Genomic DNA, 14,774 nt, shown 5'->3' with positions numbered 1-14,774 from the left:
CTAAAATTACTCCTGCTTAATAATGACCGGAAGCACAAACTGAGTTTTGACCGGAATACCTCTTTTGAGTGCCGGATTTACTTTGGGAAAATCAATTAAACGAGCTCGGAGAATGCTGTCGATTTTTATGGTGTCGTAGGCTACGGAATCTTTTGGGAATTCGGGATTGAATTCTAAAGTTGCATTCGGCATAACGGTTACCCTGACTTCTATCGTGTCTAATTTTGGGAATAGGGTTGCCAGAGTGTCAATGGCTAATTTTTGTTCAATGGCGGCGGTTAAAAAGTCGAAAAAGCATTGTTTACGCTGGTTGGAATCGGTTAGTTTTTCACAATCGCCTATGGATGGATATTCATCGACCTCTTTCCAATTGATTTCTTGCAACTGTTTGTCGAGCAATTCTTGTTCGGAAGGCACTTTCTTCTCCAAGTATTGGCAGGAAAAACAAAAAGTTAGTAATAGTAAAGCGAGCGCTTTTTTCATGTAAGGTTTCCATCGGATTAACAATTTCAAAAATAAGAAATTATATTCACGAAGCTAGGGTTTACTTAAAAAAGAAAAGCCTTCTCGAAAGAAGGCTTTGTTATTTGAAATTCTGATTTTATTCGACTATTAATTTTTTAACTACTTTCAAGTTGGTATCGGTGGTTACTTCTAACAAATACATTCCTTTGGAAACGGACGACATATCAAGCGTTTGCGTTGATAAAGAATTCGAAGGTTTTTGAGTGATTATCATTTTACCTAAAACATCGTAAACGGCAATGTTGTTTATCGTTCCATTGTTTTTAACGGTAATGGTCACGATATCTGAAACCGGATTCGGGTAGAAAACGAAGTCTGCATTTTCAAATTCGCCTACACCTAATTGTGCTACAAATTCAGTATTGAAGGTGTTGGTCACAATCGCCGGATTGAAATCGAAGTAAATCGATGCGGTATTCGGAATGATATCGCCTACGGCATAACCAGGCATTGGTTGAACCATGAAAGTGATATAACCTTTTCCAATGTTTGTATCAGCTACTGATGGTGGCAATAGTATATTGTCAAAATACCAATTGATGTTATTGCCAACTCTGTCCATGATATAAGGATGACTGGCGCTGATCATTCTTACGCTATTCACATTCAATTGCGAATTTAATACATCGTTCACTCTGACGTTTATAGCGCTTGCGTTTCCGGTATTTTCAAAACGAATGGTATAAGTTAAGAAATCGTTTGGTGAAAAAGTTGAATGCAAGATTCTTTCACCATGGGCTTCCATTTTGTCATTCGGATCATACGCTCCAATGATGATTTGGGTATTGCTAGCCGAATTATTGGCCGGAACTACATCTCCGGTAAGCGGAACAATTGAGACTGTATTGGTTAATAAACCCCCAATAGTAACCGTTGGAATTGTCGGCACTTGCATAGTCACCGTCATTTCTCTTGATTCGAAAGGCAACAAGTTGGTGAAATTATAAGTGAATCCGTTTGTAATTGCTGTTGTTCCCGATTGTGAGTTTGCAATGATAGCAACTAAAGCATCATGATTGAAAGTTACAGTTCCGGTAGCTATGGCTTGATTACCGTTATTGGTGTAAACAATTTTGTTCATGTAAGTGAAGCCCGGTCTTGGTGCATTTACGGGAACAATTGTTACTGCCAAATCGTTGTAGGTTTGCGTTACCGTGATTGGGAAATTATAGGTTTGCATTCCGGCACCGATAACCACGTTTACATTGCTGTAGGAGGAAGTTGTAATTCCGTACGACGAAGTATAATTTGGATCAATTGCGAAACTCAAATCGTAAGAGTTTGAACCGTTAGTATCATAGATATTATAGATTCCTGTTGGAGAAACAATATTGTGAACGTTTCCGTTATCATTAACTTCATATGTAAATTGTCCTAGAGGAAAGTTTTGTTCCCCATCGTCTTGAGCTCCGTTGTTGTTGGAGTCTAAAAAGGCATTCAATTTTAATCCGGAACAATCAATAGCACCCACAGAATTGCCAAGCTCGGTAATTGTTATTAAACCCGGTTGATTACTGAAATTGGTCACCATCATTAAATAATACTGTCCCGGTTGTGCATTTGGAATGAAAGGATATTCAATAGCCGCTGAAGAATAACTACAACTTACGATATAGTTAGGAGTTATTTGACTACAAGCATTGGACAGTGTAGAAAATGGTCCGTAAACTATATAATCGACATCAGATTGAAATCCGTTTATTGAGGTTTGTGTTATTTGTAAATTAATGGTTCCTGCACTACTAATTGGTAAATAAAACCAAGTTTGATTTGGCGTTGTGCCTAAACATCCGGCTGCTCCGCCTGAAGGTGCATTTATAGTATTTTGAAAAGGAACACCTAAGGAATTACACAAAGAATTAGCACCAATACAAGTAGAAGCTAAATTACAATTGGCATAGGCTTGCAATTGGAAGGTGTAAATATTATCACAATCATTGGGTACAATTTCTCTAACAAAAACATTGGTGATTGGACTCTGAATTCCAATATTTAGGGCTGATGGATTAGTAAATGGCACCACTTGATTTTGGGCATTGGCCAAACTCGGATAATATTCAAAAGTATTGGTGGAATTGATTTGCGCTTGAACTGAAGTCAAATCGAAGGTGACAATACCATCATTATTATCATCACACTGTTGCATGTTAGATAGCAAAAGGACATTGTTTGAAAAACTTTCTACCACCAAAGCAAAACCGAAAATTTGATGCTCAGAAGTACCATTACTTTCTAATCGGGCATAAATTACTTGACCGTTTTGGGCACAAAAGTTTACCGGATTTAAGATAGTTCCAGTGTTACTATCAGCGTTGGCTTGTGATAAATGATAAGAGATAGTGTATTGCGCAGGATTTAAATTGCCAATGATGTAAGCATCATTTATGGTTAAATCAAAACAAGCTTGAGATGTATCACTACAAACTGTTAAGTTGATGGGTTGTCCGGCTTCAGGTGCACAAGGTTCGGTAGTAAAAGCGATCCATTCAGAATTAGCGCTAGTTCCTTCATTGTCACAATTGGCGCTTACTGAAAAAACATAGGTAGAGCCACAAACTAAATCGGTCAAAACAAATGGATTTACTTGGGTAAAAATAGGTGTCGTTGTTTGTCCATTTGTTGAAACCATGATGCTCCATGAAGTTTCCGTTCCATTAGCTGTCCAACCTAAGACTGCTGAAGTGGGTGTACTATTACTTACGGTTAACTGTGTTGGTGCGGGACAGTTTGTGTTTTCACAGTTAATAGTAATCAATTCAATCATTCCTATAGAAAAACATCCGTTTCCGGCAAAACCTGCGCTATAATATACTGGTGGTTGGTTTGGAGCCATAGTCGGACTAAGATAGCAACTTGGATTTGCAATAGCATTCACTCCGGTTTGAGCATCTGCAAGAGTCTGATAATAAGTTACAAAAACAGAAACTTGCCCTTGCACAATTTGTCCTTCAACACTGGTCAAATCCCAACAAGGAAAGCTGGTAATTACGCTGGCACAATTGGTAACGGTTACCGTTGGCGCCGATGGTGCTGAATTAACATTCAGATTATAAGTCAAAATAGTAACTTCATTCGTGGCAACCGTTACGACTCTGACAAAAACAGTTTGTGTAAAAGAATAAATATTGTTGTACGGACTTGTTAAAGCATTAAATCCGGTTGCGGCATCTGTTTGGGTTTCGTGGTGGGTAATCACATAATCTTCAGGATTCAAATTTCCTAAAATTTCAAACGTAATTTCCCCCAGCCAAAATGAAGCATAACCATCATTATTATCATCACAAACGTTGTTGAATTGAGTGGGTTGATTGAAATTTTGAGCTAGTAAAATTGAGGTTGAAAAAAATAAAGCGAGAATGAGTAATAGTTTTTTCATTTCTGTTGTTCTTTTATTGGTTGGTTTAATTGGAGAATAAATATAATTATTTAATCAATTTAAAATTCATTTTGTCATTAATAAAGATATACAAACCTTTTGACAACTCTAAGTCGACAATATTATTCCCGTTGATAATTTTTTGTTTGCCCAGTTTTTGTCCGTGAATCGAATAAACATCAAGTGTCATTTCTTCATTCAAACCTGAAACATAAAATTCATTTGAATTGATTTGGAACACTTTGATTTGGCTTTCACTTATTGCTGAAGTGTCTAAAGTTTCTTCTTGAAAAAGCCATTGATAAAGAGCTGAAAACTCGCCTCTCCAATAAGCTTCTGTGTGTGTTCCGTAACTGTCAAACTTTGTCAAGGTGTTAGAAGATAAAACGCCTTTGGTCACCAAATTGTTTTTAATGGTAGTGGCATCTGTAACCATGGAAGCCGATTCATTTTGGCCACAAACAAAATAAATTCTCAGGCCCGACAAGGCATTTGTAGTTGTCAAAATATAGTTATTCATATTCATCATCGAAAACCAATAGGCCGGACTCAAACTTCCCACTTTTGAAAAATATTGTGGGTATTTGACCGCTCCATAAGTTGAGATTAAAGCGCCCATTGAACTCCCAATTAAAGCATTATATTGTGCTTCGGGTTTGGTTCTGAAATTAGCGTCAACATAAGGTTTTAAAGTTTCCGCTATAAATTGCATGTATTGATCGCCTTCTCCGCCACCATAACTTGGGTTGTTCCATGGAGAATATTCATTCAATCTGAGCGCACCTCCATTTTCTATCCCAACGACTATTGCTCCATAATTCCCTTGTGCGTGAAGTGTATTTAAAGTTTCGTCCACTTGCCATTCACCAGAAAAAGAAGTTGCGTTGTCAAACAAATTTTGCCCGTCTTGCATGTACAAAACCGGATATGTCTTGGTTGTTGTAAAATAATCCGGTGGAAGGTATAACCAAATTTTTCTGTTTCGGTTCAATTGCGGCATAGTAAAGGCATTACTCAAAATCTGAACATTAGCAGCTGCCGTACTTCCGGTTCCGGAACCCGCAATATCTTCCCATGACTGAACGGTTATATTGATGGTTTGCGGTGAACCCGTAAAAGTAAAAGTTCTGTTGGGCAAATAACCGCCTGAAGCATTTCCTTCTACCGTTGGCCAACTGCCGCGAGTGATTTTGTATTCAGCCGTTCCGGTTCCTTCGGGAATAGTAATTAAATAAGCCCCCAATCCATCCGGTTGAAGAATATGAGCTGCGCTTCCGGGATTCCAAGTATTAAAAGTGCCGGCGGCATAAAGTGAAGCATTTGCTGGCGTATTTCCAGGAACAGCCGTTACTCTTATGGTAACTTGAGCGAAACTAAGTGTTTCGAAAAAAAGAAAACTGAATAGTAAAATTCTTTTCATAAAACTTTATTTATAACAAATGTAATAAAATAAAAGTTTTATGAAATATTTTGATTATGAATTGATTATGAAGTTGAATTACTTGGTGATTCTCGATTAAAACATTTAAGAACCTCTATAAAGCAAAAAAGCCATCCCGATTTATCGGGAAAGCTTTTCATTGGTCTAACTACTAAACCTGCTACGAGTTACAAAGTCGTAGCGAAACAACACAACTAATCTTAGATACTTTATTGGAACCTAAACAGATTTTTAAAAAACCTATTTTGGGCAAAAAAGGTTTTCGTTTCCGAAAACCTTTCCCAATTTTAGCGGTCTGGACGGGACTCGAACCCGCGACCCCATGCGTGACAGGCATGTATTCTAACCAACTGAACTACCAAACCATCGCTTAATTGCGGTTGCAAATATACAACTGATTTTGATTTCTGCAACTTTTTTTTACTAAAAAATCAACTCTTTTTTTTATTCCTAACCAAACATTTGTTTTTCAGCTAAGTAAGTCGTTAAAATTTTTTCGAAATTTTCTTCCACAGCCACCGGAACGTACTTAATTTTGTTTTGCGCACAGGTCATCGCAAGCGACTTAAAATAGTCATTTACTTTTTCTTCGTAGGCTTCTTTTACTGTATCGGCAAAAATATTAATGGTTTCACCGGTTTCTAAATCGATGAATTTTCTCGGAGCATTGTCAAAATTGAAGTTGATTTCAGTTTTTTTATCGATGACATGAAATACAACTACCTTGTGTTTGTTGTGTTTCAAATGTTGTAACGCATTAAAAAGGGCTTCATTATTCCCGGTTTGAAACATATCCGTAAATAAGATGATCATTGAACGGCGGTGAATTTTTTCAGCTATTTGATGTAAGAAAGTAACCGTATCGGTGTTTTTAGACTCTTTGGGGTTTTCTAAAAGATTTTCCAACTTGTTTAAAATCATCCGATGGTGGCGATCGCTGCCTTTTTCGGGTGCGTAATATTCATAAACATCTGAATAAACGCTTAAGCCAACAGCATCGCGTTGTTTTTTTAGCAAATTCATTAAAACTGCCGAAGCTAAAACGGAAAAACCAATCTTATTGTGGTAAAAAAGTTCGTCATTTTTCAACTTCGGATAATGCATTGACGAGGAATTATCTATGATTAAATGACAACGAAGGTTGGTTTCTTCTTCGAATTTTTTGGTGTACAAGCGGTCGGTTTTGGCGAATAATTTCCAATCGATGTGTTTAGTACTTTCTCCGGCGTTATAGACTTTATGCTCAGCAAATTCGGCTGAAAATCCGTGAAAAGGCGATTTGTGCATCCCAGAGATAAAGCCTTCAACTACTTGATTGGCCAATAACTCTAAATGCTTAAATCCGGAAACGAGCTCTTTTTGTTCTTCAATCTTCATAATCCAAATATAGCGAAAATTGAAAGAACTAAAAAGGTTAAAAAAAGTTATCCTATAAATTGAAAAACGTGAACTCTAGCCCCGATGGGAGCGAGCTACCGCGTAGCGCGGACAGCGGGACAACATTTCCTAAAACAGCCAATCGTTTGCTTCTAATGATAAAAAAAGGCCTAACTCTCGTTAGACCTTACTTTCTTTTTCATTGTATATTATAATAATGCATCGATTGCATCGGTATAAGTCTTTTTTGGAGCAACGCCTACTTGACGACCTACTACTTCTCCGTTTTGGAAAACCAGCACTGTTGGAATGTTACGAACGCCATATTTGGCGGCGAACTCTTGGTTTGCATCAACGTCTACTTTACCTACTACTGCTTTTCCTTCGTATTCTGAGGATATTTCGTCGATAACCGGGCCAACCATACGACATGGTCCACACCAAGCTGCCCAAAAATCTACTACTACCGGTTTATCTGATTTTAATACTACTTCGTCAAAAGTAGCATCTGTAATTGCTAAAGCCATATTTTATATTTTTAAATTACTTTAATTATTTGACCACAAAATTAGACATTTTATTTGGGTTCTGTATGTTAAAAAAATCAGTTTTGATTATCAAATCATTATCAGAACTGATACTTAATTCAAATTGAATTTCACGCTCATTTTTTCTAACTCCAATAATAATTCGTTGGATATTTTGATTTTCAATCTTCTGCTTGGCATTTCTAAAGTGGTTATCCTTCTTATTTCCTCAGTGATGATTGGTGTTGTTTCGGCTATTCCTTCTTCAATAATTTCATTACTGTCTAGGTTTTCAATATCAATTTCACCATCGGGTTCAGTGATTAAAATCGGCTCTATTGGCTTCACAATTTCTACAGGCTTGGCAACAATCTCCGTTTCAATCACTTCAAAATTTACTGATTTATCCCCTTCATTGGCTTTGAAAATTTCGTTCAATTGTTGGATTAAGTTTTTATGTAAATCGTTAATATCCATTTGGATACTCAATTTTTTTGCAAAATGAGGCAACACGTCCTGCAATTGTTTGACATCCAAAAACTGTATTCTCGGTTCCGATTTTTTTCCGGTTTCTCTGTTCACCCAACCGTCTTTAACGGTGATTTTGAAATACACAAATTGGTTGTTGACCAAGAAATGTCTGAACTTTAAATATTCTTCATCAAAAATCCTGAATTCGTAACTTTCATCATAACCTTCTAAGGTAAACATCGCCCAGTCTTTACCATTTTTGGCAGTTTTATATTGGACATTGGTGACAATTCCGGCGAAGGTTAAATTTTTGCCAATATAATTTCCAAGGCTCTTTAAATACTCTAATTTGCTGTTGCAAAAATACTTCATTTCAAATTTAAAATCGTCCAAAGGATGACCTGAAATGTAAATTCCAACGACTTCTTTTTCTTTAGCCAACTTCTCCATCGTGCTCCAATCTTCGCAGGGCGGAACGGTTGGTTCGGCTATTTGAACATCACTAGCGTCACCAAACAAACTCACTTGTGAAGAGTTTTCATTTTCCTGAAACTTTGCGCCATAGCGAATCGCCTTTTCGTAAAAAGTAATGTTATCGCCATCGGTGTGAAAATATTGCGCTCTGTGAGTATCCGAAAAACAATCGAAACCTCCGGCCAAGGCTAAGTTTTCAAAAGCTTTTTTATTGGCAGCACGTAAATCAATTCTTTTAGCTAAATCAAAAATCGATTTGTAATTTCCATCTTTTCTGTGATTTACGATGGTTTCAACAGCGCCCATTCCAACACCTTTAATGGCGCCCATTCCGAAACGAACCGCATAATTTTCGTTTACCGTAAACTTGTAATAACTCTCATTCACATCCGGTCCTAAAACTTGCAATCCCATACGCTTACATTCTTCCATAAAGAACGAAACCTGTTTGATATCATTCATATTATTGGAAAGCACTGCCGCCATATATTCCGCCGGATAATGTGCTTTTAAATAGGCTGTTTGGTAAGCAATCCAGGCGTAGCAGGTAGAGTGCGATTTATTGAACGCATATTGCGCAAAGGCTTCCCAATCTTTCCAGATTTTCTCTAATTTATCTTCGGCATGACCGTTGCCAACCGCTTGTTCAATGAACTTAGATTTCATTTTATCCAGAACATCTTTTTGCTTTTTCCCCATGGCTTTACGCAGAACGTCGGCATCACCTTTTGAAAAATTGGCCAGTTTTTGTGACAAAAGCATTACTTGCTCTTGGTAAACCGTAATGCCGTAAGTTTCTTTCAGGTATTCTTCATTGGCTTCCAAGTCATAAGTGATGGGTTCTTCTCCATTTTTTCTTCGGACGAAAGACGGAATATATTCCAATGGTCCGGGACGATAAAGCGCATTCATTGCGATTAAATCTCCGAAAACGGTGGGTTTTAAATCCTTTAAATATTTTTGCATTCCGGGCGACTCGTATTGGAAAATCCCGACGGTTTCTCCTCTTTGGAATAACTCGTAAGTCTTGACATCATCAATTGGAAACGCATCCGGATCGAGTTCAACTCCGGTTCTGTATTTGACTAATTTAACCGTATCTTTTATCAACGTTAGGGTTTTCAAACCCAAGAAGTCCATTTTCAACAAACCGGCACTTTCTACCACGGAGTTGTCAAATTGAGTAACATATAACTCAGAATCTTTGGCCGTAGCCACCGGAACGAAATTGGTAATATCGCTTGGCGTAATAATCACACCGCAAGCATGAATTCCGGTATTTCTTAAATTTCCTTCTAATATTTTGGCTTGTTGAATGGTTTCACTTCCTAAATCATTTCCGTTTGCCAATTCTATTAATTCTTTAACTTTATCATACTCTTCCGAACGCAGTGCCGCTTTTAGCTTGTCATTCTCCAAAGAGAAAATCTTGGCTAAATTCATTGTCATCGGAATCAGTTTGGCAATTTTATCCGCTTCGAATAATGGCAAATCCAATACACGAGCAGTATCGCGAACCGAAGATTTTGCAGCCATGGTTCCATAAGTGATAATCTGCGCTACTTGTTTGGAACCGTACTTATTGATTACATAATCCATGACACGACTTCTTCCTTCGTCATCAAAATCGATATCAATATCGGGCATCGACACACGATCCGGATTCAGAAAACGCTCAAAAAGCAAATCGTACAACAACGGATCAATATTGGTAATTCCGAGGCAATAGGCAACTACTGAACCGGCTGCAGAACCACGTCCCGGACCAACGGAAACATCCATTCTTCGGGCAGCGGCAATAAAATCTTGCACTATCAAAAAGTAACCGGGATAACCTGTGTTTTCAATGGTTTTTAATTCGAAATCAAGACGCTCCTGGATTTCCGGTGTAATTTCTCCATAACGCCTTTTGGCACCTTCAAAAGTTAAATGGGCTAAGTATTTATTTTCTCCTCTTTTTCCTCCGTCAGCTTCATCTTCGGGAACTAAAAACTCATCGGGAATGTCAAATTTAGGCAACAAAACCTCTCGAGACAGATCATAAATCTCGATTTTATTTACAATTTCTTCTGTAGTTGTAATCGCTTCCGGTAAATCGTGAAAGAGTTTTTTCATCTCTTCTCCCGATTTGAAATAGTATTCTTTATTATTCAATCCATATCGATAACCGCGACCGCGTCCGATAGGTGTTGATTGTTTTTCACCATCACGTACACACAATAAAATATCGTGAGCGTTAGCATCTTCTTTATTGACATAGAAGACATTATTAGTGGCAACCGTTTTGACTTGGTGCTTCTTTGCCATAGCAATCAGCGATACATTTACCCGATTTTCGTCTTCTTGATTGTGGCGCATTAACTCGATGTAGAAATCATCCCCAAATTCTTGCTTCCACCAAATCAAAGCTTCTTCAGCTTGGTTTTCACCAATATTTAAAACCTTGCTCGGAATTTCTCCATAGAGATTTCCGGATAGCACAATGATATCTTCTTTGTATTTTTGGATGGCTTTACGATCGATTCTTGGCACATAATAAAAGCCTTCTGTATAAGCGATAGAAGATAGTTTGGCCAAATTGTGATAGCCTTTTTTTGTTTTGGCCAAAAAAACGATTTGGTAACCGTTGTCCTTTCTCGACTTATCGGTTAAATCATCACACACATAAAACTCGCAACCTACAATCGGTTTAACAATAGTTTCCGTCGGGGTTTCACCGTTTTCCTCGGCTTGTTTGTTCTTGGCTTGTGCAGATTTATTATGGTATAAAATATCACGGACAAAGTGAAAAGCACCCATCAAATTCGCATGATCGGTCATGGCTACGGCTGGCATTTTATTTTTAACCGCAGCGGCCACTAAATCTTTAACACTTATGGTCGATTGTAATACGGAAAACTGTGTATGGTTGTGTAAATGAACAAAATCGACATCAGCTACATCATGGTGAATTTGCTTCTCTTCATCGTTTGCAACAACAACTTCTTCTTTCTTTTGAAATTGTTTTCGAATTTCCTCGGAAGCTTGTTTCAGATTGATGTGTTTTAACCCTATAAGTTGAATTTCCTTTGGATTATTTTCTCCAAACTCTCTGAAATAATCCGCCGGAACATCGAGTTCTTCTTTGGTAAAAATTTCCCTTCTAATCAATTCTAAAAAACAACGAGTTGTGGCTTCAACGTCGGCAGTAGCATTATGTGCTTCTGCAAACGGAACATTGAAAAGATAACTGTGTAGTTCCGTTAGGGTTGGTAATTTAAACTTTCCGCCACGACCTCCGGGTAATTTTAAAAGTGACGCGGTAACTTCTGTACAAGTATCCAAAACCGGCATGGAAGCCATTGGAGAATTCACTCCCAATCTGTAAAATTCACAGCCCATGATATTGACATCAAAACCAACGTTTTGTCCGACTATGAATTTGGCTTTCGCCAAAGTGGTGTTGAATTTTTCTAAAACTTCTGCTAAAGGTATTCCTTGCGCTTCTGCCAATTCAGTTGAAATTCCATGAATTCGTTCGGCATCATACGGAATATTGAATCCATCGGGTTTGACCAAATAATCCTGATGCTCAATCAAATTTCCCATTGCATCATGTAACTGCCAGGCGATTTGAATACATCTTGGCCAGTTGTCGGTGTCAGAAATAGGCGCACCCCAACGTTTTGGTAATCCGGTGGTTTCGGTATCGAAGATTAAATACATAAGTGACAATTCGAAATTTTAAAATTCTAAATCCAAACAATTTTTAAGTTGATTGGTAAGAATTGGAATAACTTCAAAAATACATTTTCATCTGCAGGAAATCAATTTTAGTTATCAACAAAAAACAAAAAAGCCAACTCGTTTGAGTTGGCTTTTAAATATCTATAAAGTGTATAAACTAGTATCTTCCTCTATTTCCACCACCGCTGTTTCCACCACTGTAGCTTCCGCCACCACGTGAGTTTCCACCGCCGTTATAACCTCCACCACTACCGCCTGAACGGTTGTTGTTAAAAGTTCTTCTTTCGCCTTCCGGTTTTGGTTCAGATTTATTTACTACAATAGTACGACCTTCAACAGTTGCGCCGTTTAATTCCTGAATAGCTTTTTCAGCTTCTGTGTCATTTTCCATTTCCACAAAACCGAAACCTTTACTTCTTCCAGTAAATTTATCAGTAATAATTTTAACGGAATTAACCGTACCATAAACCCCGAAGGATTCTTTTAAATCTGCTTCGTCAATACTAAACGGAAGACTTCCAACAAAAATGTTCATATTTTAATTTTAAAATTCAGCCACAAAGGTAACTTAAATAAAACGTAAACCGCTATAAATTTGGACTTTATTGCAAATAAATAAAAAAGCCATCCGAAGATGGCTTGTATAATTCAAATGAATTGATTCTTAAAGAGATGGGAAAATTGGAATCTTATAGAATTCCCCATATTGGAAATTTAAAATTGGATTGGCAAAAGGACTACTGTTAGTATTCGTTGCGTTAAATTTAAACTTTCCGGAAACCGTCATGTTTTCATTGTCATATTCAGTGATTTGAATTTCACCATTGCTGTTTAGCGTACTTAGAATTCTCAACTGACAATTTACATTTCCCTGCGCAACGGTAACAATATCTCCCGGTAAATAGCCATTCCCTCTAGCTGTTACTCTAACAACAGAAGTGACAGCGCCAGCAGTATTAGCCACTATCGCAACTCTAAGTCCGGATCCTGATCCTCCGGTTGTTTCATGTGAAGAACTACAATTATAACCACCTCCCGATTGAATAGTACAATCCGAAGTGTAACCCGAACCAATATTAACTATTTGCACATTAGAAACCGGCCCAGATACCGGTACAGTAGCATACTCTAGGTCAACATCATTAAAAGTAGAAGAATAAGTAGCTAAGTTATTACTATTGGTTGTGCCTAAAATATAAGTTCCAACATTGGCACTATTGGTATTTAAAGTTATAAGTTCAAATTGCGTGTACGCTTCAATAGAAAGCTGACCGGAACCTGAAAGGTAAGCTCTGGTGTCATTGGCGATCCAAAGCACATCATCTTTCAATCCCTGAAAACCGGGATTATTAAATTTAACATCTTCCTGACATGAGGTCATTGCCATAGCAATAAGAATAAGGGACAAAAATCTTTTCATTTTTTCAATGTATTTCTCCACAAAAATAACTTTTTAATATAAAAATGCTAATTAAATTTTAAAAAAATAACGTTAAAGTTGAAGGAAACAAGAACTTAGCTTTAAAAATATAATCTTCAATTAGTTTGTTTACAAAAAAAAACTATCTTTGCACCCTTAAAATAATCGAGGTCGAGTACCTCAAATTAATCAAAAAGATTATGTCAGTAAAAATTAGATTACAAAGACACGGTAAAAAACAAAAGCCTTTTTACTGGATCGTAGCAGCTGATGCTCGTTCAAAAAGAGATGGTAAATTCTTAGAAAAATTAGGAACTTACAATCCAAACACCAATCCTGCCACTATTGATTTAAACATTGACCAAGCGGTACAATGGTTACACAATGGAGCTCAACCAACTGATACTGCAAGAGCTATCCTTTCTTACAAAGGTGCCTTAATGAAACACCACCTTGATGGCGGCGTTCGTAAAGGAGCTTTAACACAAGAACAAGCTGATGCTAAATTGGCTAAATGGTTAGAAGACAAAGCAGGTAAAGTAACCGCTAAAAAAGAAGGCTTATCAAAAGCACAAGAAGCTGCTAGAGTTAAGGCTTTAAAAGCAGAAAAAGAAGCCAATGACAAACGTGCTGCTGCCGCTGTTGAAGCTGCAAAAGTAGAAGAAGAAGTGGCTGAAGAAGTTGCAGTGGAAGAAACTGTAGCGGAAGAAACTCCTGAAGTTGTAGCTGAAGTTGCAGTAGAGGAAACTCCTGCTGCTGAAGTGGTTGCTGAAGAAACTCCAGCTGTGGAAGAAACTCCTGCTGTAGAAGAAGCTCCAGCTGCTGAAGAAGCTAGCGAAGAAAAAGAAGCTTAATATTACTGGCAATTATGCGTAAAGAAGATTGTTTCTATTTAGGTAAAATTGCCAAAAAGTTTAGTTTCAAAGGGGAAGTTCTTATCTATTTAGATACCGACGAACCCGAATTATATGAAAATATGGAATCAGTATTTGTTGAGTTCAACAAAAATCTGGTTCCATTTTTTATTGAAAACAGTTCGCTCCACAAAAACGATTTTCTTCGCGTGCAATTTGAGGATGTCGACTCCGAAGAAGAAGCTGACAAACTTATTGGTTGCGAAATTTATCTTCCGCTTTCTATGTTGCCCAAATTGGAAGGCAATAAATTCTACTTCCACGAAGTGATTGGTTTTGAAATCGAAGACAAACGTCTGGGTGTTTTTGGCATTATCCAATCTATCAATGACACAACAGCCCAACCCCTTTTTGAAGTATTAAATGGCGAAGTCGAAATGCTGATTCCGATGATTGACCATTTCTTAGTCGAAATTGACCGCAAAAACAAAAAAGTCGTGATGGATTTACCGGAAGGCTTGGTGGAAATGTACCTTTAGATTTCTAGAATCGCTGTGCTTTTAGATTGTTAGAAACGCCTGCG

10 protein-coding genes and 1 tRNA gene are annotated in these 14,774 nt (G+C 37.5%); 2 read left to right on the top strand and 9 right to left on the bottom strand.

What is annotated here, in order from left to right; translation table 11 throughout:
* Positions 1-6: 6 nt before the first annotated feature.
* From ACK4R1_RS03535 to ACK4R1_RS03495, 9 genes are all read right to left on the bottom strand, one after another.
* Positions 7-483, bottom strand: coding sequence for a hypothetical protein (locus ACK4R1_RS03535; protein ID WP_409683708.1), 477 nt, complete (start codon positions 481-483; stop codon positions 7-9).
* 118 nt (positions 484-601) lie between these two features.
* Positions 602-3,901, bottom strand: coding sequence for a T9SS type A sorting domain-containing protein (locus ACK4R1_RS03530; RefSeq protein WP_409683705.1), 3,300 nt, complete (start codon positions 3,899-3,901; stop codon positions 602-604).
* A 46-nt stretch (positions 3,902-3,947) separates the two neighbouring features.
* On the bottom strand, positions 3,948-5,321 hold the full coding sequence (locus tag ACK4R1_RS03525) for an alpha/beta hydrolase-fold protein (RefSeq protein ID WP_409683702.1): 1,374 nt from the start codon (positions 5,319-5,321) through the stop codon (positions 3,948-3,950).
* A gap of 312 nt (positions 5,322-5,633) precedes the next feature.
* Positions 5,634-5,707: transfer RNA gene (locus ACK4R1_RS03520), tRNA-Asp, on the bottom strand.
* Between the two features lie 85 nt (positions 5,708-5,792).
* Positions 5,793-6,719: a DUF58 domain-containing protein gene (locus ACK4R1_RS03515; RefSeq protein ID WP_409683699.1), complete on the bottom strand. Its 927-nt coding sequence runs from the start codon at positions 6,717-6,719 to the stop codon at positions 5,793-5,795.
* A gap of 209 nt (positions 6,720-6,928) precedes the next feature.
* Complete coding sequence (trxA, locus tag ACK4R1_RS03510; protein WP_121312549.1) at positions 6,929-7,246, bottom strand: thioredoxin; 318 nt, start codon at positions 7,244-7,246, stop codon at positions 6,929-6,931.
* 114 nt (positions 7,247-7,360) lie between these two features.
* Positions 7,361-11,896 carry a DNA polymerase III subunit alpha gene (gene dnaE / locus ACK4R1_RS03505; RefSeq protein ID WP_409683696.1) on the bottom strand — a complete coding sequence of 1,512 codons (4,536 nt, stop codon included), beginning with the start codon at positions 11,894-11,896 and terminating at the stop codon, positions 7,361-7,363.
* Positions 11,897-12,074: 178 nt separating this feature from the next.
* Positions 12,075-12,452 carry an RNA recognition motif domain-containing protein gene (locus ACK4R1_RS03500; protein WP_121312547.1) on the bottom strand — a complete coding sequence of 126 codons (378 nt, stop codon included), beginning with the start codon at positions 12,450-12,452 and terminating at the stop codon, positions 12,075-12,077.
* Between the two features lie 129 nt (positions 12,453-12,581).
* A complete protein-coding gene (locus ACK4R1_RS03495; protein WP_409683692.1) occupies positions 12,582-13,337 on the bottom strand; it encodes a DUF6252 family protein in 756 nt (251 codons plus the stop codon).
* Between the two features lie 200 nt (positions 13,338-13,537).
* Between ACK4R1_RS03495 and ACK4R1_RS03490 the strand changes: the two genes are divergently transcribed.
* Both ACK4R1_RS03490 and rimM read left to right on the top strand, forming a co-directional pair.
* Positions 13,538-14,191, top strand: a complete 654-nt coding sequence (locus tag ACK4R1_RS03490; protein WP_409683689.1) for a 30S ribosomal protein S16 — start codon at positions 13,538-13,540, stop codon at positions 14,189-14,191.
* A gap of 14 nt (positions 14,192-14,205) precedes the next feature.
* Positions 14,206-14,730, top strand: coding sequence for a ribosome maturation factor RimM (gene rimM, locus ACK4R1_RS03485; RefSeq protein ID WP_409683686.1), 525 nt, complete (start codon positions 14,206-14,208; stop codon positions 14,728-14,730).
* The last annotated feature ends 44 nt before the right edge of the window (positions 14,731-14,774 follow it).

Source organism: Flavobacterium sp., assembly GCF_046293665.1.
Lineage (GTDB): Bacteria > Bacteroidota > Bacteroidia > Flavobacteriales > Flavobacteriaceae > Flavobacterium.
Note: the sequence above shows the minus strand (reverse complement) of the source record. Positions and strands in the feature narration are given on the sequence as shown.